The sequence below is a fragment of the Brevibacillus sp. B_LB10_24 genome, assembly GCF_046036945.1.
Taxonomy (GTDB): domain Bacteria; phylum Bacillota; class Bacilli; order Brevibacillales; family Brevibacillaceae; genus Brevibacillus_C.
The window spans coordinates 63,096-82,910 of sequence record NZ_JBJQOQ010000009.1 but is presented as its reverse complement, the minus strand read 5'-3'; the positions used below and the strand labels follow the sequence as shown (position 1 = coordinate 82,910).

Here is a 19,815-nt window from a genome sequence, read left to right as displayed (position 1 = left end):
AAGGAGGGTTAATGTATGCTAGAACTTCTAAAAGTATATAAAGTCTCAGATGAAAGAATAGAGATAGATCCCTATATACCTATCGACATCAGATGGGAACTAGATAATACTCATGACCGTACTCTCTATTGGAGAACAGGCGATTTTAAAAAGTCCTTGTTGGAGTTGGGGATGTCAAGTCAAGGGGTTATTCGATCAATAACATTGACTCAAACGGATAATTATTTCTTAGATTCGCTAGAAAGCAATTTGATTGGGTTATCGGTAAGTTCAGGATTGCCCGTTTTTAATGTTGCGAAGGTACCCGAAAATGGATTTTTAGACGAAGAAGAAAGGTTTGAGGTTCATTTAAGGGATAAAGAAGTTTGTATTAAATTTGGAAAGTCAAAAAACTTGACATCTTTAATCCAATCTGGACGTGTAAGATTTGGAATTGACCAAAGTGGTCTTCTTAGTATGGTAGCTGTTGTAAATCTTACTGAACTAGAGTATCTGCAACTAAAAAATACCCTACAATCGACGTCTTAGGAAAAAATTGGAACCCCTACGAGTGTGTGGTCAATTTCTCGTCTGGGGGTTCTTTTTGCTGTTGTCACAGTCTACAAGAACAGAATGAGGGCGAAGCACTCCGAATCTGATGAGAAGAAATAGGTTTCGATTACTTAAACCAACCTTATATGATAGTCGTTCGGAACGGAGCGGCCTTCTTGTACCGTTACACATAAAGTGGATCGCATCAAGGGAGAAACGACACCGTCAGGAGATGCCTCCTACACATACGACAACCGAGGAAACCGGGAGACCTTCAGTGGAACGACCAATCCTCCGATGGGAAATACCACGTTCACGTATGATAGCCAGGAGCGCTTGAAGGAATTTACCAATCCGTCGGGAATTTCTATCTCATACCGGTATTATGCGGACGGCCTACGGGCGACCAAGCAGGAAAACAACCTGACGACCCACTACGTCTATCTGAATGGGAAAGTCATTGAAGAACTGGACGATAAGGGAAATGTTACTGCGCAGAACATTTGGGGCAACCAGCTCTTGTTCCGCCAGGATGCGGTCAGCAACAAGTCCGGCTATTACTTGTACAACAGCCATGGGGATGTCGTCGCGATAACGGATGCGAACGGAGATACACTCAACAGCTACGAGTACGACAGCTGGGGCAACATCGTCTCGCAGCAGGAGGCCATGTCCAATCCGTTCAAGTATACGGGGGAGATGTATGACAACGAGTCCAAGCTGTATTACCTGCGGGCTCGGTACTACGATCCGAGTATGGGGCGGTTTATCTCAGAGGATACGTATAAGGGGCAAGTGGAATATCCGTTATCACTGAACCGTTATACGTATACTCATAATAACCCACTTAATAATGTTGACCCATCCGGTCATTACTGTATGTCAAGTGACAATAAATGGGCACATGCAGGCGATTGCAATGGTGGTGGAGACAGGGTTCAAGCATATTGGGATCAAGGGTTTAATCATTTAGATGATAGCGAAGCTGTCGGATTACCATTAATTGAAAACGGCGTTCTTGTTGGTTATCTGGGTGTTGAAGGCTCTACCCAGAGAAAAGAATTGAGCTCGTGGGATAGAATCTTCTACAAGACACAACTCATGGATCGACTGGGGATGCTCTCAATACCTGCAGCTGGTGGTTTAAAAAATATAGGGGCAAAAACTACTACCAACAATGTCGTGTATTTGTCTAGAAATGCAGATGATGTAGTACAGTATGTAGGTATTACCAATAACCTTGCAAGAAGAGCGGCTGAACACTTAAACTCAAAGGGAATTAATATTGAAGGTCTAATGAAAAACCTCAATAGGGCAGATGCAAGAGCTGTTGAGCAAGCATTGATTGAGATACATGGACTAGGTAAAAATGGCGGTACTTTGATGAATTAAATAAATAGTATTTCAAAGACAAATCCAAAATACGCCGAACAATTGAAACGAGGATATGAATTATTAAAAGGTATAGGATATGGAGAGTGATTATATGAAGAGTCCCAAAGTTGGAGATGTGTTTGAGATTGCAACAACTAAGGGTAAAGCTTTTTTTCAATACGTTTTAAATAAACCAGATACTGGACAGTTAATTAGAATATTGCCTGGTTTATATAATGATACGAATAACCTTGAAGAATTAGTTAAAGGGAATGAACTCTTCTTTGTTTACTTTCCACTAAAAGCGGCATATAAACAAGGTATTTTAAAGCACCTTGGAAACTATGATGTTCCTAAAAGTTTTAAACCGCCCAGATATATGAGATCTAAATCTGTCGATAAGGACGGTAATTTAATTAAATGGCACATTGTTGATACCGAAACTTGGCACCGTGAACCAGTTTCGGAACTATCAAATGATCAGAAAAAATTATCCCCTTGGGGGATATGGAACGACTCGTTACTAATTGAAAGGCTTAGTAATGGTTGGAATCTTGATAAATGGGTTTAATAGAAATAGAAGTCGTATTAAATTTTAAGAATTTACGATAATAACATTTTAGATGAAGGGGCTAGTCCATAAGAAGATGTCTACTTATGGGCCCCCCTATTTTTTATTTCTGTTGTTATGGATATGGCTATCGTTTATAAGGTCTGATGACAAACATCTAGATTAAGGTGTAAATCACCCACGATTCATTAGGGAATTACCTTCCAAACACGAGTCTAAGCTGTACTATCTGCGGGCGCGGTACTCCGAGCGTGGGGCGGTTTATCTCGGAGGATATGTATAAGGGGCAAGTGGATAATCCGTTGAGTTTGAATCGGTATGTGTATGTGCATAACAATCCGTTGAGGTATTTTGATCCTAGCGGACATATCGCAATACCGACACCGATTCCAGTAGCAGGTGCAGCAGCCGATGTCACAAGTGCAGCAAGATGGGGTCTCTAATGGTATCTTTTTCTATACATTGTTCGGTAATCCAACTCCTGCAGGTGGAGATTTAACTCCTGAAGAAAGAGCGGAATTTGAAGCCCAAAAGCTACTATTAATCCAACTAAACATCCTTGGAGTGAATTACCCAAATCTGGGGATTATCCTTTTGAACCACCCCTTGATAAATCAGGTAACCCAGTTTATAAAAAAGGTCCAAATGGCGGAGTGATAGATAAGAATGGGAATGAATGGGTGTTAGACAAACCTTCTGTTAAAGTTGGGAATGACCATTGGGATGTTCAACATCCTGATGGGAAGCATACAAAATGTAAATGGTGAAAAATCCCAAAAACCTGGAAGTATAAACCATGGCCCTAACAACTTTCCGCAAAAACCTAATAATAGTAACAAGAAGACTAATTCATTTTTGAACCCTGGCATATTTAAGTCCGCTCTATTTCAACCCGGTAAGGATAAGGAAAACACTTTAAAAAATTTTACAAGGAGAATGATTTATGAGTATTAGTTCAGAATGTCGAAAGGGAGACAACATCTTTGTAATTGAAGCTTTTGTAACAGAGTTAGTTTTACAAGAAAATAGTATTATTGATGAAGAGAAAACAAAAGAGTATCATGTTGGTAAAAAGTTAACTTATTTGGATAGGAGTTACGGAAAAGGTGATAACAAAGATATTTTAATTAAGTTCCAAGATGAGAACGGTTGTGTCAGTTCTGCAGTCGAAACTTATTTTGTTACAGAAAACGTTTGGAGAGGGTTGTTAGAATACTTTAATATTTACCATAGTAAAAGGTAACATTTAAACCCTTTAGAATTATTTTTTTACTTATCCCCAAACGAGTAGACGCTCGTCTGGGGTTCTTTTTCGCCTATAGCCGTCTACGTGAATCGGTATGTGTATGTGCATAACAATCCGCTGAGGTATCTTGACCCACGGGACATAAACTGATTGAAGACGATGGGTATGGAAAGGCTTGGTTTGGTCAGAAAGTGCATGCATTGGTAGAAGGATATTTTAAAGGGAAATTTGGAAATGATGCAATATATAGAGACTCCGACACCATCAAAAACTGGACGCATCGACATGGGACTTTGGGTAGAGGACTTGTACGGAAACCATACACTGGAGATTTTTGAATTGAGGCCCATAAGTAATTCACCATCCGGAAATAAGACAGCAAATAAAGCAGTACTAAAACAACTTCTTGGATATGTTAATGATTTTAATAAACATGGTATTTACGCAATACAAGGTCGCTCTTGGAATCCAAATGGTCTAGAGTTACCTCATCCGACAGATCCGAATAAGATGATAAAATTATATACTTATTCATCCGATCCAGGAATGATATACTACGGTGAAATTAAGAAAAAGCAAGATACTCAACCAAAGACAGAATTGCAAAAAATTCTTGATAACGAAACACTAACAAGTTCTGAGAAGATTAATATTATTCTAGGTGGTGGAATACCTGGAAGCAAGATGCCTACGGTTAGACCTGGATTTCCAGTACTTAGACCTGTCTAAGTACCATAGAGGAGGATATACTTGTGCCAATAAAAATTAGAGACACGATTATAGAAGCATTAGCAAAATTGAATTCTTATGGTTTTACACTGAATAAACAACAATCAAGTTCGAAGATTTGGATATTTTCACGAACTAGAGGAGAGATAATTGAATATGTTACTTTTGACCTGAGTAACCATTTCCCCAATTCTATCAGGGCTTCAATCAATACCTCAAAGCAACTTAAAGCTGTATATGTATCCGAGATGATTAAGGAAAAAGGGGAAACTGGATGGTGGACTTTTTCAGACAGTGATTCTCTCAGATTGATAGTTAACGAATTATTGGAGGCTATTATCCAATATGGAATTCCATGGTTTGATCGGGTGGCAAAACCGATTCCACAGATTCCAGAAGGCTTTTCAAAGGATTTGTTTTTAAATAGAGAGGAGTTAGCCGACAAGTTTAAGGAAAGATACAATATAATCCTTACTGATGATACTGCATTATGGAAAATTGAGGAAATTATGGAAGGATTGTATAGAGACAACCCAACCAAAATCGTTGACTGGGACTTAGTTTTAGAGGCGAGTGCATTCTATGGAGAATTTATTAGAGTAACTCTTGGAGCCTCTTGGAAGTGGCATGAGGAAGTGGGGATTGCTGCAATTGTAAACATAGCTGGAATCGAAAACTCAGTTGTAAGTCCAATAATTTCGCTCATTAGACTATGGTGGAATCCCTTTGAGAAACTTACAAGCAGGTATAGAGTTTTAAAAGAGTTAGGAAATGCTTAACTCGATTATTCCAGACAAAAAACTTACAACCTTACGAATTTAGCAGGCTTATTTCACCTTAAACTGCAACTCATCAACTAGATGGTATAAATAAAAATTAGGAAGTGGCCGAAATACTAGGTGGGTCTGTCAAGAATTTTGTGTAAACGTGAATACCGCACCTCAGTTGCTGGGCTTGACATGGAGCCTTCAGCGGGCATAATTTCTTGTGGAGTGATGCGTGGAACCCTACATCGCATGGCAAACTAGCCTATTATGCCCGCCCCTCCATGTTAAGCCCTTTATCGAATGTGCACCCTCTCTGGAAAATGGAGCGTAAGCTGAAGCAAGATTTGACCCCAGTTTTGAACGCGACCTGTCCACTTGCGCATCACATCCATCGTCGCCAAATAGAGCATTTTCAACAGCGATTCATCGGTCGGAAAGATACTTTGCCTTTCGTCACCTTTCGTAATTGACGGTGGCAATCATGTTGGTCGTATAAATCAGCTTGCTCAGCTCCGGCGAATACTTGAAAAAGGTCTCGAGTTCATCCCAATTGGTCCACCATGAACGAACAATCAGCTAAGAAAAAGACTACTACAAGGGTATATGAAGCAACAAATAGAGATGGGTTTTCCTGACCTAAATTCAGGCTTGATATTGGGGTTGACAGGTGGGTTTGATGGTCTAAGCAATATCCTAAATTTACTGATCATACATTTTGTTAGAAAGGGAGAAACTTTCCCTGTAATTGGAAAACCTAATTCAACCAGTGATTTGGTAGATAAAGATGATAATATTATCACTAGAAGATACTATGGCCCGGATGGAAAAGCTATTAAAGATGTTGATTTTACTGACCATGGTAACCCTAAACAACATCCCAAAGTGCCTCACGAACATGATTGGGATTGGAGCAAAAAACCACCAAGAGGTAAGTGGAAATAATGGAGGTTCATATGAAATATTCGTATGAAGATTTTGAAGCCGATATTAAATTAGGTAGGGAAGTAGAATTTATTTATATGAATAATAGATATTCAATAACGAACACCCAAGAAGGTTGGCAATTTATGAAGTATTATGACTATGATACTTTGCAAGTTTTTGAGAATGAAGAAGATTTATTGAAAAATGCTAATATCAACTCGAAACCATTAAAAGAACTATGGAATGATATTAGTATTGACATTATTTTCTAATTACCTAAACCACAATGCGACTAGCTCTCGCGTTGTGGTTTTTTTTTGATGGCATGGCGGCTTGAAACAGCTCCACCTAGTGCCTCCTCGAAAGCTGGATGGAAACGGCTAGTTCAACATTTGCGATTGTTGCGGAGCGGAATTTGGCTATAAAGATGCAACTGAAACTGCTTTACTGAACTATAGAAACAAATGGATTTCACCAGGAGCAAAGTGGTTCGATGTTTCAAAACGCCAACATGATTGGAGTCTGGAAAAACAACTAGAAAAATTTAAGAAAAAGTAGAGCAATTTCCCGATAGTTGCTATTTAAACATTTACAACAGAGTTACAAAATCTCTTTTGGAGTGAACTACCCGTTTAATAATGTTAACCTCCCCCCAAACGAGTAAACGCTCGTCTGGGGTTTCTTTGCCTTATGACAGTCTGAAGCACTCCGAGCGTATCGAGGAGAGGTAACGTCCCGCCCATACCCCCGATACGGCGAAAAAGGGACGCTCTAGCGTCCAGAAATCGCCCCAGAATCTTTCCAGCCCTCTAGTGTGATAGAAGATTTGGGCGAGACGCTAAGATGAAAATTTGCCCAGTTTAAATCACCTGTAACCATTTTATACGAAGAGAAGCAGGTGAGCGGACTTTAAAAGTAGCGTGTAGACGGTTTAAAACTCCAACCGCTCATGAGATTAAACTAGCGAACTGCTTTAAAACCGCAGAACGACTCACTCGATATTCCGAGTAATACGAGAAAGAGTATGGGGTGATCGGTGATGACGGGAAAGCAAGAGGAGCTATTACCTTTGGGCACGGTGGAAGACTTTTAGAGGGCACAGGATTAGATATGAATACAGTTAAAAAGACAATTACGAATGATGTAGTAAAACAAAATTTAAGTTAGACGCACGATGGGTTAATATTTGTCAACAGCCACGGGGATGTCGTCGCGATCACGGATGTAAGAGGGGAGACGATCAATCGCTACGAGTACGACAGTTGGGGCAACATCGTCTCGCAGCAGGAGGCGATGTCCAATCCGTTAAAGTATACGGGTGAGATGTACGACAGCGAGTCTAAGCTGTATATCTGCGGGCCCGGTACTATGAGGCAAGAACAGCATACTGGAGTAACTTAGGATCATCAATTGCTAAAAAGTATGATTTAAGTACCCCTCCACTATTTTAGGCAGGAACTACTGCAACTATGCCGAGGTCTGGTTCAGGTTCAGCTTCTGGTGGCGCAATAGGATGGGTGGCTGTTGTAGCAACAATATTGAACATTGCTACTCAGGACACCTCGACAAGCACTACGACCTATAATTATAATGGACAAACCCTAATATTCCGTGATGGTTTAGGTACAAACATGAATCTAACACCAAGACCAGTAGATACAACAGGATTATCATACTTTTTAGCGCCAGGGTCTACCAAATATACGTTCACTTCAATTAAAGCGGTAAATGCTACAGGAGTTTTAAAGGCTGTGATAGACAATCCTACCACAGGACACGTCAGCGTCTTTGCAACAAACCCAGTTCACCATAAAGCGTGGATTGCTTCAAGATCTGACGCTGAATCAAATCCATATTATTTAACCATTTTGCTAAACTAAAGTCTATCTCAATTAAGGGATGGTAAAAAAAGGAGGGGTAGAATGAACGAGAAGATAATTATTACTAAACTAATTGATGATAAGGGACAAATTCAGGATACGAATCTTTATGTCCGATTTAGAGAAAATGATACTGTTCATATGATTCTAATAGGAAAATCTCTATATATTGAAAGCGAAGCGGGAACATATGTCCAGGGTCTGCTTGAATTGATGACAAATTTACCAGAGGGATATTCACATAAATTCTTGAATAGTGTACAAATCACAAATGGTAATTCCATAGAAATTGTAACGATAGAGGAATACGTCTTAGTTACCAGACAATATGACCCTGATGAACCGCAATTAAAATTCAAACTCGTATGTGAATACAGAGGTAATATCTTTGAAGCCGATGCTGTTGTGGATTTCTCCATTGCATTACAAGCACTTCAGGACAAAATGGATATATCCTTTAACATTTGTGCTAATTGCTCAAATGCTGATTTCAGGTCAACTGGTGGAGAAGACTTGAGACAGGGGTGGTTCTGTTTACGAGATGTATCAAATCGTCATTCTGATTTACCTTGGTTTCAACGAGAAGATGAATTTCAAGAAGCGTATTCAAACGTCAATGCGTTCCACTGGTGTCCCATGTACATTAAAGCAGTGGATAGAATGTTATAAACGTGTTGGCAGAGAACTCCAAACGAGTCATAAAAACGCTCGGCTGGGGTACTTTGCAAGTCAAAAATGATTAGGAGGAGTTAAATTTGGTAGGAAATATATTTGTCCTGTCTGTGGGTACGAAGAACTAGAAGAACCTCCTTGGGGGCTGGATGGAAAAACGGCTAGTTTCAACATTTGCGATTGTTGCGGAGCGGAATTTGGCTATGAGGATGCAACTGAAACTGCATTACTGAACTATAGAAACAAATGGATTTCATCAGGAGCAAAATGGTTCGATGTTTCAAAACGCCCACATGATTGGAGTCTGGAAAAACAACTAGAAAAATTAAAGAAAAAGTAGAGCAATTTCCCGATAGTTGCTATTTAAACATTTCCAACAGAGTGACAAAACTCTTTTGGAGTGAACTGCCCGTTTAATAATGTTAACTTCCCCCCAAACGAGTAAACGCTCGTCTGGGGTTTCTTTGTGCCCTTATGACAGTCTACAAGAACGGTGAGGGCGAAGCACTCCGAGCGTATCGAGGAGAGGTAACGTCCCGCCCATACCCCCGATACGACGAAAAAGGGACGCTCTAGCGTCCAGAAATCGCCCTAGAATCTTTCCAGCCCTCTCGCGTGATAGAAGATTTGGGCGAGACATAAGATGAAAATTTACCACGTTTAAATCGCCCGTAACCATTTTATACGAGGAGAAGCAGGTAAGCGGACTTTAAAAGTAGTGTGTGACCGAGTTAAAACTCCAACCGCTCATGAGATTAAACTAGTGAACTGCTTTAAAACCGCAGAACGACTCACTCGGTATTCCGAGTAATACGAGAAAGAGTACGGGGTGATCGGTGATGACGGGAAAACAAGAGGAGCTATTAAGGTGGGAAAAGCGTCCGAATCTGGACGGTATGCTAGACGAGGGGAATTGCCCGAAAAGCTGTAAGGCCAAAGGACGCACGCTTAAGAGATGGACAGTATTTTACAAATATTGCTCCTAATACTATGTCCCTAGAAGATTTATCACGAACACTTTATAATAACCCCGGACAGATAGATAGATTAAAATATTATATTGCAATAGATGTTACTGGTTTACCCTTGGCAAGTGACCCTAAGAAGTACCCAAATATTTATGCAGTATTAAATGATAAACCCTTGTCAATTAAAGAAAGACTTGTTGGCGCAGGTTCAATTAGTGGATTTAAACCCTAGAATCGATAAACGAGGTGTTTAGTCATGGAATATCATATGTTAATTTGAAAGAATAAATCGCCTGATATGCCAAATATAATTATTTGTGAAATAGGAGAGGATGGTTATGAGACTAGGAAAATAGAGTTTTTTGACCAGGGTAAGATAGGATATGCTTATGATGATATTGTGTATTGTGAATTCGATACAGCATATCCTACGGGTTTATCCGACCAGCCCTCCCCAAACATAGATGAATATAACCAAAATTCTGTTTTTCTCGCAATTAAGGTAAGTAAAGAGTATTTTGAATTGGCATGGAAAAAATTCGGGCCAAATTTATAGGTTTAATTCAGTTCGGGAATATCCCAGACAAGCATTCAATGCGCGTCTGGGATTTTTTGCCAATGTAAGTAACTATGAGAATTGTACGAAGGGTGATTTACGGTATGATGCCAACGGACTGCGTGCGACCAAACAGGAAAACAACCTGACCACCCACTGCGTCTACCTGAACGGAAAAGTCATCGAGGAACTGGACGACAAAGGGAATGTCACCGCGCAGAACATCTGGGGCAACCAGCTCTTGTTCCGCAAAGACGCGGCCAGCAACGAGTCGGGCTATTACCTGTACAACAGCCATGGGGTTGTCGTCGCGATCACGGATGTAAGAGGGGAGACGCTCAATCGTTACGAGTACGACAGCTGGGGCAACATCGTCTCGCAGCAGGAGGCGATGTCCAATCCATTCAAGTATACGGGTGAGATGTACGACAGCGAGTCCAAGCTGTATTACCTGCGGGCCGGTCCGGTACTTTGATCCGAGTGTAGGGCGGTTTATTTCGGAGGATACGTATAAGGGGCAAGTGGAAAATCCGTTGAGTTTGAATCGGTATGTGTATACGTACAACAATCCATTGAGGTATTTTGACCCGACAGGGCATGACTCTGCCGTATTACCAGGTTGGAATAAAACAAAGGCTGTTATAGAAGGTGCTGTAATATGGCTAACTTCAGTTACCTTAAACGATCCTGCGATACAAAATGTTTACAGCCAAGAAAAAGCCGAAACAAAGCCGGTAGCTATTCCAGTAGAAAATACACAGAATAACAAAGATAAATATATAATTTTATATCATGGTACAACAGCGGCAAACGCATTTAACATTCACGAAAATGGTATTGATCTAAGTAAGTCAAGATCGGATCTTGATTTTGGGAAAGAATTTTATGTAACAAGAAACTTAAAACAAGCTCAAGAATGGGCAGGAGGAGAGGGATTGGTAGTTGTATTTAAGGTGAAGGAATCGGAATTTTAAAGCTTTAAAGGACTGTATTTTCCGAGTGCGAATAAAGATTGGGTTGATTTTGTTAAGAGTAATAGAAATGGTGCCCCATTGCATAATTATGACTATGTTGAAGGTCCTTTACTTGGGAATCCTAGACAATTTGCTAAGGGAGAAGTACCTAGAGCATGGGGAAATCAAATAAGAATAAACAGTGAAAGCATGGCAAGATGGCTTTTTAATAACATTCAACCTCAATTTTATATTGGAATTGGAGAGTGACGGAAATGGGGAGATTTAACATTGTGACAGATAAGCAGGGGGAAGAATTTCTAATAGATATAAAAAACAAGATGATAGAATTGTTTAACATTACGGAAGAAGAGGCTGTTGGGAGAATAAACAGAATGTGGAGTGGTAAAAAACTTATTGGGGACGAACAGATCGTCTACCACGAAGATGACACTTACTGGGCGAAAACTATCTATTATGGAAAATCATCTTTTTGGTGGTTAAAGGAAGGGGAAGAGATTAAACCAATCCCCTATCCATAACCAGCCACTACACCTGAATACGAGTAACTAATGTTGGCACTGTAAGGGTCTGTCAAGAATTTTGTGTAAACGTGTATACGGCACCTCAGTTGCTGGGCTTGACATGGGGCCTCCAGCGGGCATAAATTTTTGTGGAGCGATGCGTGGAACCCTACATCGCATGGCAAACTAGCCTATTATGCCCGCCCTCCATGTTAAGCCCTTTATCGAATTTGCACCCACTCTGGAAAATGGAGCGTAAGCTGAAGCGAGATTTGACCCCAGTTTTGAACGCGACCTGTCCACTTGCGCATCACATCCATCGTCGCCAAATAGAGCATTTTCAACAGCGATTCATCGGTCGGAAAGATACTTTGACTTTCGAAACATTTCGTAATTGACGGTGGCAATCATGTTGGTCGTATAAATCAGCTTGCTCAGCTCCGGCGAATACTTGAAAAAGGTCTCGAGTTCATCTCAATTGGTCCGCCATGAACGAACAATCAAGGGATACTGCTTGCACCAGATTTCCTCAAATTGATCAATTCCAGCAAGGCAGCCTCTTCCGTCGGGGCGTTATAAATCGGACGTAAGTAATAGCGGTACTTTAGTAGCAAAGGGTAACCAATCATCGATTCAATCTATTCGAATGGCTGAATGGTTTTGGAAGGGTTTCTCAGGAGCTATCAACATTAATAATAAATGATATAAGAAAAGAGGATATATATGGGGAATTTCGAGTTTATTACTGATCAGGAGTCCGAACGATTCTGTAAAACGATTGTAGAAAAGATGATTGATCTTTTTTCGATTTCAGAAGAAGAGGCTCTTGGTAGGATCAATCGAAAATGGAGAGGCATAAAGTTTGTTGGTGAAGATCATATTATTTACCACGAATTAGAGGATTTTTGGGCGTATGATATTTATTATGGCTCTGACTCACGCTGGTGGGCTAGAAAGGATGACGTAGACCTAAAGCCGTTGCCTTTTCCGTAATGAGTGAAATTTTTACAAATACTGTTAGCTTGATTTGATTTTAGTATCTTTATATAAGGTATGGGTTTGAAACAGTAATACCCTTAGCAAACAAATTGTAATACTAGAGATACAGGTTAAATTCTTAGTCTTCCCTATGTAATCCTATTCATCCAATTAAAGTTACTTACTGCTTGTTTTGCTTCAAATAATCAAAAGCAAATTGGACAAATGCTTTATATGAAGACCTTGATAGGAACTCTATTCCTTCAAGGTCTTTCGCATTTTTCAAACAGTTGAAACGAAACCTTTTTACTTCGATGTTTCAAGCAATTCTACGATTGATAGGTGATACCTCCTACGTACGTGTACAATGAAAGAGGAACCGTAAAAACTTAAGTGCAACATGCAATTGTTGGCTGATCGACACCAGCTTTTCGTTTGACAGCCTGGAGCGCTTGAAGGTTTGATTTAGGGGTAAAGGGGGGGGGTCTGTAAGATTTGATAAAGGACTAATTGGAACCGGAACTCAGGATCATGTGCATATATTTGGTCCTAAAGGTCAAGAGTGGTCACAAAATACTGATGGATCTCCTCATGATAAGAATAGAAACAGTCCGGGAGACCCACCGAATTATATGAAAAAGGAAATAAAGAAAAAATTTGGTTGGGATTGGGACGGTAAAGTTAAGGCCTATAATGATTCTCAAAAATTTAGTATATATGATGAAGAATCAGGGCTAAGGTTCAGTTCCTATGCTGAGTTTAATGCTTACAGGATGGGATTATCTGTACCTGTTTTAACACCCTCAGGCCAAGTCGTAGAGAAGTCTAGCCCTAACCTTAGGTTGAATCTAGGTGTGCGTATACGATTTGTGATTCTTTAGAAAGGAGCAATAAATATTGAGATATTTTACTGCTGAACTTTGGGAGCAATTTAACAGTGAAAATGATAAAGAAAGGGAGGAAGCTAGTAAAAAATGGGATAAAAATTGTGAAGAATACTTTTCGAGACTTGCTCTAAATAAGAATCGGTTTTCGAAAGAAGTTTATGATTTTTTTAGTTCAAATACCTTTCATGGTTTTAGAGTCGTAAGCGTAACTATATTGAATGACTATTTTGGTAATTTATATCCAGTAAATGTTGAAATCAACTTAACTAATCACCGTGAAGAATGGACGATTAGATACCTAAATGTCAATGAAATTCAACTTTGTTATAAAAGTGGTGAAAGTGATGTCTCTAAAACTCGTGGATTTGATGAATGGGGATATGATGAACTGCTAGATGTCGATGATACTAAAATGTCACATGAAATCCTATTTGCTTCCGGTGCATCGTTAAGGATTGAATTTGAAAATCAAATGATTTCGCTAGAAAAGAAATGATACATCCCTTTGCTCCAAACAGATTGATTGAACCATATTTATTGTTGGATTTGCTTATCTCTAGAAAAAGGGACGTTGAAAGAACACAAAAAGTACAAAGCTGATATCAGAAGTACAAGTGGATCATTTGCAGGGCATATCAAGGGGGATAATGAATAACTCCAAGAAAAAATTAAGCAGTTATTTGATATAATCTCCGATGGTTGGGTGTCCTCGTATTCCTTACAAAAAACGGAAAATTTCCTTTTACAAAATGATGTTTTCAATCGACAAAAACTTCCTTTTTACATTTTCGTAAAAAGGAGGTTTTTTCTATCTTCCATCCCCCATCATCCTCTTCAGCTTCCGATACACCGTATTTCGTCCGATTCCCAAAATACGAGCCGTCTGCGAAACATTCCCACCCGTTTTCAAAAACACGTCGACAAGATCATTGCTATTTATTTTCGGTAAAACAGCGCCATCTCTCTCCCCCATCGGCTGATAGCCTGAGCGAATATACTCTGGAAAGCTATGGACAGCAATCATCCTGTTCTCCGACACAAATGCCTCTTCGCGCAGCGCCGCAGTGAGTTGACGGATGTTGCCGGGCCACGGATATCGCTCAATCAAGCGCTTGGCTGAGGGGGTAAGCGCAAGCGGGCCTTGATCCAACTCAGACTCGATGCCTTGCAACAACAGCTTCGCCAGCTCCAACCGATCCAACCGATCCTCCCGTTCGCGCAGCGGCGGCAGCGTGACTTGGACGCCTTGCAGGCGGTAGAACAAATCAGCGCGGAACTTGCCTTCCTGGACGTTTTTCCACAAATCGACATGGGTAGCCGTAATGATTCGCACATCCACCTGGATAGGCTTTGTGCCGCCGATGCGGGTGACGGTGAAGTCCTGCAGCACCCGCAGCAGCGCCACCTGCATTTCCGGCGGCATTTCGGCAATCTCGTCGCGGAAGAGGGTGCCTCTGTGGGCCTGCTCGATTTTTCCCGCTTGTCCCGACTGCTTCGCCCCGGTGAAGGATCCGGCTTCATAGCCAAACAATTCGCTTTCCAGCAAGCTTTTCGGTATTGCACCGCAGTTGATCGCGACATAAGGCTTGCTGCTGTGCATGCTGGAAAGGTGGATGGCTTGGCTGACGATGTCTTTTCCCGTGCCGCTCTCACCGGAGAGCATGACGGTGTAGTCTGTCGCTACGGCCCGTTTGGCCAACCGGATGGCGGCTTGTAATTTTTCGTCTTTGCCGTAAATATCATGAAAGAAGTAGAGTGCAGGTGCCGTATAGATCAAATACGGGGAAGGCGGCACAGAAAAGTATGTGATTTATATCGAGGTAATGTTCTTTGCCCAAGCAGTCCGGCTACGGCCGCGAGATGGGATCGTACGCACTCGATTTGAATACACAAGTGAAAGCGGTGTGGGTCAATCTCGATTGACGAATCGATTACTTTGAAAGGGGAGTTGTCCATGAGAGCAGCGCAAATCCATGAACATCAAAAACCGCTGTGGATCGGTGAGGTGCCGGATCCGACGCCAGGACCGAAAGATGTGATCGTCCGGGTCGAGGCTTGCGGGGTGTGCCGCAGCGACTGGCATGCCTGGATGGGAGACTGGGAGTGGATCGGGCTCAGCCCGAAATTGCCGATTATCCCCGGCCACGAATTGGGCGGAGTGATCGAAGCAGTCGGCAAGGACGTGAAGAACTTCCGGGTGGGCGATCGCGTGACAACGCCTTTCCATGAAGGCTGCTCGCATTGCGCCAATTGCATGAGCGGGCATTCCAACCGCTGCGATAACCTGGCGATCTTCGGCTTCAGCTACGATGGTGCCTATGCTGAGTACGTCCGAGTGCCGAACGGCGATTTCAACCTGATCCGTCTGCCTGACGAAGTGGATGCGCTGACGGCGGCGGCGATCGGGTGCCGCTACATGACTGGCTACCACGGGGTTTTGCGCGGGAACGTGCAGCCGGGAAATTGGCTGGCGGTACACGGTGCCGGCGGTGTCGGCCTGTCTGCTGTGCAGGTCGGCAATGCCGTCGGAGCGATGGTCATCGCCGTCGATGTGGATGACGACAAGCTTGAGAAAGCGAAGGAAGAAGGGGCGGCAGCCGTCATCAATGCACGGAAGGAAAACGTCACGGAAGCCATCAAAGAGATCACCAAGGGAGGGGCGCATGCCTCCATCGATGCGCTGGGGATTCGCGATACGATCCTCAACTCTGTGCTCTGCCTGCGCAAGGGCGGACGACATGTGCAGATCGGCCTGACCACAAAAGAAGAAGGCGGAATGGTCGGCCTGCCAATCGATGCGATCACGGCGATGGAGCTTGAGATCGTCGGCAGCATCGGCAATCCGCATTCGGCGTACGACGGCCTGCTCACCCTGATTGCACAAGGCAGGTTAAATCCGGCATCGCTCGTCTCCCGCGAGGTTTCCCTCGATGACGTGTCGGGAATTCTCGATGACATGACCAACTTCCGGACGTTTGGGTTTAACGTTATTACGAAGTTTCAATAAATAGCATGAAAGCCCGGGGGAGATGATCCTCTGGGCTTTCACAACGGTAATAATGCATGTCCGGCATAAATATGTACGCACCTATAGAATTTGGCAGGTTTTTGCTTTTACACTGCAACTGACAGGAGGATTACGATTACAGTTGCAGCTGTATGAATCGATATTGTTGAGAAAATATTTGTATTCATTACTTATCCGTAGATACGTGATGCCGATTTTTCTCCATACCTGATTTGGTTACGTTAAGAATTAGATAGGTACGTGTACTAGGCATGAGGTCATTTATCCTTGTTTGGTCTGGGATACGTAACCTTGGTGTCCACAAGTTGTGTAAGTTGGCGTTACGTTCGTGTGATTAATTTCTCCGCCCTAATTCCGTGGGAAACCATCCCCCCGAAAGCATAAGGGATGTTCCGTTTACATTTCGTTGCTTCGGTGAATGACTGAACATTATTTTGGCTTTCATAATGCTTTTTTGTGGCAGAACGGTACTACTGATTCTCATGTTAGCTTTGCCATACATAACTACAAAAAATGGGCAGCAATAGGTAAGAAATCAAGTTTTTTATATTAAAAAAGTGCGTACTGATTCGCCCACGTTATATTAACGTATTATACAAGTCTTTACATAGGTGCGTTATTGGTACTGCAAAGGCTAGAGGGGTTTCTTCTAAATTCTTATGAACGTGTAGTCTATAAAGTTGTAAATAAAGTATAATGGAAGCACGATAACAGAAAGGCTGAAAAGGAAATCGATTTAGTAGTCCCTTAATTTTCCGGTGCGAAAGCCAAGCGAACATCGATTCTTAGGTACATTCGCACCGAATTAAATTCCATTTAATAAATTATAATGGAAAAAAGAAACAATAAAATTGAATCACTTAGGGGATTTATGTATTTCTTTGATAGTAAAAACGATTTTTTAACTTGTTTTGTTGGAAAATCGGAGTCGCATCCTACACGGATGCGTGGATTGAAATTAAAAGCTATCACGTCGGGCTGAAGTTGATTTTGAGTCGCATCCTACACGGATGCGTGGATTGAAATCCCTCTGCTTCCGCTACTGCTTTTACCTTGCTATGTCGCATCCTACACGGATGCGTGGATTGAAATTGTAAACCGTCCCAGGGAGATTACGACCGTTTAGGTCGCATCCTACACGGATGCGTGGATTGAAATAAAAGGGCGAATACAATGGCGAATGCGATGGCGAAGTCGCATCCTACACGGATGCGTGGATTGAAATTCGCTGTCATTCGTCGCGCCGGATTTCCTGACCTGGGTCGCATCCTACACGGATGCGTGGATTGAAATCCATTTTCGTGGAAAAAGGAAAGATTGTCTATCCCGTCGCATCCGACACGGATGCGTGGATTGAAATCCATTTTCGTGGAAAAAGGAAAGATTGTCTATCCCGTCGCATCCGACACGGATGCGTGGATTGAAATCCATTTTCGTGGAAAAAGGAAAGATTGTCTATCCCGTCGCATCCGACACGGATGCGTGGATTGAAATCCATTTTCGTGGAAAAAGGAAAGATTGTCTATCCCGTCGCATCCGACACGGATGCGTGGATTGAAATCCATTTTCGTGGAAAAAGGAAAGATTGTCTATCCCGTCGCATCCGACACGGATGCGTGGATTGAAATCCATTTTCGTGGAAAAAGGAAAGATTGTCTATCCCGTCGCATCCTACACGGATGCGTGGATTGAAATCCAGTTCAATGTAAGAGACGCCGGACAGACAATAAGGTCGCATCCTACACGGATGCGTGGATTGAAATAGAAAGACCTGGAGAATCCCGAGTACGAGTTCAGTCGCATCCTACACGGATGCGTGGATTGAAATAAGGATGGTGCGTATTTTCCTCTTTCGATGTTGGAGTCGCATCCTACACGGATGCGTGGATTGAAATAATCACAGCTCCGCTTTTCAAATAGATCCACACGTCGCATCCTACACGGATGCGTGGATTGAAATATGAATCTAGCTAAACAAATGAATGTCCCATTAGGTCGCATCCTACACGGATGCGTGGATTGAAATTCCTGAGAACGTTCAGGTATATAGATAAGCTTTTAGTCGCATCCTACACGGATGCGTGGATTGAAATCCCGGATAAAGTCAGCAACGCCGAATTGGACGAAGTCGCATCCTACACGGATGCGTGGATTGAAATGTAGATGTGATACTCAAATACAGCCATGTGACTGATGTCGCATCCTACACGGATGCGTGGATTGAAATGTAGATGTGATACTCAAATACAGCCATGTGACTGATGTCGCATCCTACACGGATGCGTGGATTGAAATTCATACCACTCGCAAAACCTTTCATTGTCTCCCTCGTCGCATCCTACACGGATGCGTGGATTGAAATTCCTTCAATAGGTACTCCGTCAAACATGACAGGAGTCGCATCCTACACGGATGCGTGGATTGAAATAAAAATGTGTGTACCGGCATCATCTGTCGGATAGCGTCGCATCCTACACGGATGCGTGGATTGAAATACAGCCATACCAGTAACATAAGAGCTTACGGAAATGTCGCATCCTACACGGATGCGTGGATTGAAATTGGCCGAAAGGCGGAAATAAAGGTCTGGTGAATACGTCGCATCCTACACGGATGCGTGGATTGAAATCCAAAAAGATGAATCACAAGCTGATCTTTCCGGTGGTCGCATCCTACACGGATGCGTGGATTGAAATGTCACTCTGTCTTTAATCGGGGTGAGGTCAACCCCGTCGCATCCTACACGGATGCGTGGATTGAAATATAGTAGCGGTTGGCTACCTTATTGAAGTTGTAAAAAGTCGCATCCTACACGGATGCGTGGATTGAAATTGTTTCGGGGTCGTCTTCCACCTTGGTGAAACGCTCGTCGCATCCTACACGGATGCGTGGATTGAAATTTTTAAAGCGGTGATGGCTTCCGTGTTCTTTTCGTGTCGCATCCTACACGGATGCGTGGATTGAAATATTGATGCCTACGGAAATGTGGCGTACCGCTGCCGTCGCATCCTACACGGATGCGTGGATTGAAATAATTATGGAAAAAGTCAATGGCAGCTACTTTATTGTCGCATCCTACACGGATGCGTGGATTGAAATTCCGCCATCGAGGCCCGCGTCATCGCATGGTTGGGTCGCATCCTACACGGATGCGTGGATTGAAATTCCATTACGACGGGCGGGATCTGCGCGGCTTACCGCGTCGCATCCTACACGGATGCGTGGAT

22 protein-coding genes, 4 pseudogenes and 1 CRISPR repeat array (1 of these 27 cut by a window edge) are annotated in these 19,815 nt (G+C 42.4%); of the genes and pseudogenes, 23 read left to right on the top strand and 3 right to left on the bottom strand.

Annotated elements, in window-relative coordinates; genetic code table 11:
* Positions 1-15 precede the first annotated feature (15 nt).
* The 8 genes and pseudogenes from ACI7RC_RS10800 to ACI7RC_RS10765 all read left to right on the top strand — a co-directional run bounded on the left by ACI7RC_RS10800 (position 16) and on the right by ACI7RC_RS10765 (position 5,230).
* The gene (locus tag ACI7RC_RS10800) at positions 16-528 is read left to right on the top strand and encodes a hypothetical protein (RefSeq protein WP_408108244.1); all 513 of its coding nucleotides are present in this window, start codon (positions 16-18) and stop codon (positions 526-528) included.
* 198 nt (positions 529-726) lie between these two features.
* On the top strand, positions 727-1,923 hold the full coding sequence (locus ACI7RC_RS10795; protein WP_408108243.1) for an RHS repeat-associated core domain-containing protein: 1,197 nt from the start codon (positions 727-729) through the stop codon (positions 1,921-1,923).
* 94 nt (positions 1,924-2,017) lie between these two features.
* Positions 2,018-2,476, top strand: a complete 459-nt coding sequence (locus tag ACI7RC_RS10790; RefSeq protein WP_408108242.1) for a hypothetical protein — start codon at positions 2,018-2,020, stop codon at positions 2,474-2,476.
* 211 nt (positions 2,477-2,687) lie between these two features.
* A pseudogene (locus tag ACI7RC_RS10785) lies at positions 2,688-2,847 on the top strand (RHS repeat-associated core domain-containing protein); the annotation flags it as partial.
* 168 nt (positions 2,848-3,015) lie between these two features.
* Positions 3,016-3,243, top strand: coding sequence for a polymorphic toxin type 17 domain-containing protein (locus ACI7RC_RS10780; RefSeq protein WP_408108338.1), 228 nt, complete (start codon positions 3,016-3,018; stop codon positions 3,241-3,243).
* Between the two features lie 176 nt (positions 3,244-3,419).
* A complete protein-coding gene (locus ACI7RC_RS10775) occupies positions 3,420-3,719 on the top strand; it encodes a hypothetical protein (protein ID WP_408108241.1) in 300 nt (99 codons plus the stop codon).
* A 237-nt stretch (positions 3,720-3,956) separates the two neighbouring features.
* Complete coding sequence (locus ACI7RC_RS10770) at positions 3,957-4,451, top strand: hypothetical protein (RefSeq protein ID WP_408108240.1); 495 nt, start codon at positions 3,957-3,959, stop codon at positions 4,449-4,451.
* A 23-nt stretch (positions 4,452-4,474) separates the two neighbouring features.
* A complete protein-coding gene (locus ACI7RC_RS10765; protein WP_408108239.1) occupies positions 4,475-5,230 on the top strand; it encodes a hypothetical protein in 756 nt (251 codons plus the stop codon).
* Between the two features lie 281 nt (positions 5,231-5,511).
* Here the strand turns inward: ACI7RC_RS10765 and ACI7RC_RS10760 are convergent.
* Positions 5,512-5,794 (bottom strand): annotated as a pseudogene (locus tag ACI7RC_RS10760) (transposase); the annotation flags it as partial.
* A 27-nt stretch (positions 5,795-5,821) separates the two neighbouring features.
* On the opposite strand from ACI7RC_RS10760, the gene ACI7RC_RS10755 reads away from it, so the two are divergent.
* The 10 genes from ACI7RC_RS10755 (at position 5,822) to ACI7RC_RS10710 (ending at position 11,713) form a co-directional block, all read left to right on the top strand.
* Positions 5,822-6,160, top strand: a complete 339-nt coding sequence (locus ACI7RC_RS10755) for a hypothetical protein (protein ID WP_408108238.1) — start codon at positions 5,822-5,824, stop codon at positions 6,158-6,160.
* Between the two features lie 11 nt (positions 6,161-6,171).
* Positions 6,172-6,414, top strand: coding sequence for a hypothetical protein (locus ACI7RC_RS10750; RefSeq protein ID WP_408108237.1), 243 nt, complete (start codon positions 6,172-6,174; stop codon positions 6,412-6,414).
* Positions 6,415-7,171: 757 nt separating this feature from the next.
* Positions 7,172-7,309, top strand: coding sequence for a hypothetical protein (locus ACI7RC_RS10745; RefSeq protein ID WP_408108236.1), 138 nt, complete (start codon positions 7,172-7,174; stop codon positions 7,307-7,309).
* Positions 7,310-7,659: 350 nt separating this feature from the next.
* Entirely contained in the window at positions 7,660-8,022 is a 363-nt protein-coding gene (locus ACI7RC_RS10740; protein ID WP_408108235.1) for a hypothetical protein, read from the top strand.
* 42 nt (positions 8,023-8,064) lie between these two features.
* On the top strand, positions 8,065-8,691 hold the full coding sequence (locus tag ACI7RC_RS10735; RefSeq protein ID WP_408108234.1) for a hypothetical protein: 627 nt from the start codon (positions 8,065-8,067) through the stop codon (positions 8,689-8,691).
* Positions 8,692-9,606: 915 nt separating this feature from the next.
* Positions 9,607-9,894, top strand: a complete 288-nt coding sequence (locus ACI7RC_RS10730; RefSeq protein WP_408108337.1) for an HYD1 signature containing ADP-ribosyltransferase family protein — start codon at positions 9,607-9,609, stop codon at positions 9,892-9,894.
* Positions 9,895-9,960: 66 nt separating this feature from the next.
* Positions 9,961-10,218: a DUF6881 domain-containing protein gene (locus ACI7RC_RS10725; protein WP_408108233.1), complete on the top strand. Its 258-nt coding sequence runs from the start codon at positions 9,961-9,963 to the stop codon at positions 10,216-10,218.
* Positions 10,181-10,693, top strand: coding sequence for a hypothetical protein (locus tag ACI7RC_RS10720; protein WP_408108232.1), 513 nt, complete (start codon positions 10,181-10,183; stop codon positions 10,691-10,693). Before ACI7RC_RS10725 ends, ACI7RC_RS10720 begins: the two co-directional genes overlap by 38 nt.
* Positions 10,635-11,192 carry an RHS repeat-associated core domain-containing protein gene (locus tag ACI7RC_RS10715; RefSeq protein WP_408108231.1) on the top strand — a complete coding sequence of 186 codons (558 nt, stop codon included), beginning with the start codon at positions 10,635-10,637 and terminating at the stop codon, positions 11,190-11,192. Before ACI7RC_RS10720 ends, ACI7RC_RS10715 begins: the two co-directional genes overlap by 59 nt.
* 272 nt (positions 11,193-11,464) lie before the next feature.
* Positions 11,465-11,713 carry a hypothetical protein gene (locus ACI7RC_RS10710; protein WP_408108230.1) on the top strand — a complete coding sequence of 83 codons (249 nt, stop codon included), beginning with the start codon at positions 11,465-11,467 and terminating at the stop codon, positions 11,711-11,713.
* A gap of 203 nt (positions 11,714-11,916) precedes the next feature.
* On the opposite strand, the pseudogene ACI7RC_RS10705 reads toward ACI7RC_RS10710, so the two are convergent.
* A pseudogene (locus ACI7RC_RS10705) lies at positions 11,917-12,285 on the bottom strand (transposase); the annotation flags it as partial.
* A gap of 133 nt (positions 12,286-12,418) precedes the next feature.
* Here ACI7RC_RS10705 and ACI7RC_RS10700 point away from each other — a divergent pair.
* From ACI7RC_RS10700 to ACI7RC_RS10690, 3 genes are all read left to right on the top strand, one after another.
* Positions 12,419-12,688: a hypothetical protein gene (locus ACI7RC_RS10700; protein ID WP_408108229.1), complete on the top strand. Its 270-nt coding sequence runs from the start codon at positions 12,419-12,421 to the stop codon at positions 12,686-12,688.
* Positions 12,689-13,305: 617 nt separating this feature from the next.
* Positions 13,306-13,554: a hypothetical protein gene (locus ACI7RC_RS10695; RefSeq protein ID WP_408108228.1), complete on the top strand. Its 249-nt coding sequence runs from the start codon at positions 13,306-13,308 to the stop codon at positions 13,552-13,554.
* A gap of 16 nt (positions 13,555-13,570) precedes the next feature.
* A complete protein-coding gene (locus tag ACI7RC_RS10690; RefSeq protein WP_408108227.1) occupies positions 13,571-14,056 on the top strand; it encodes a hypothetical protein in 486 nt (161 codons plus the stop codon).
* Positions 14,057-14,368: 312 nt separating this feature from the next.
* Here ACI7RC_RS10690 and ACI7RC_RS10685 read toward each other — a convergent pair whose 3' ends face one another.
* Positions 14,369-15,337, bottom strand: a complete 969-nt coding sequence (locus ACI7RC_RS10685) for a sigma-54 interaction domain-containing protein (RefSeq protein WP_408108226.1) — start codon at positions 15,335-15,337, stop codon at positions 14,369-14,371.
* A gap of 59 nt (positions 15,338-15,396) precedes the next feature.
* Between ACI7RC_RS10685 and ACI7RC_RS10680 the strand changes: the two are divergent.
* Both ACI7RC_RS10680 and ACI7RC_RS10675 read left to right on the top strand, forming a co-directional pair.
* Positions 15,397-15,483: pseudogene (locus ACI7RC_RS10680) on the top strand (hypothetical protein); the annotation flags it as partial.
* Positions 15,484-15,514: 31 nt separating this feature from the next.
* Entirely contained in the window at positions 15,515-16,567 is a 1,053-nt protein-coding gene (locus tag ACI7RC_RS10675; protein WP_408108225.1) for a zinc-dependent alcohol dehydrogenase family protein, read from the top strand.
* 948 nt (positions 16,568-17,515) lie between these two features.
* Positions 17,516-19,815: direct repeats of the CRISPR family, unit length 32 nt; unit sequence GTCGCATCCTACACGGATGCGTGGATTGAAAT; it runs 468 nt beyond the window's last position.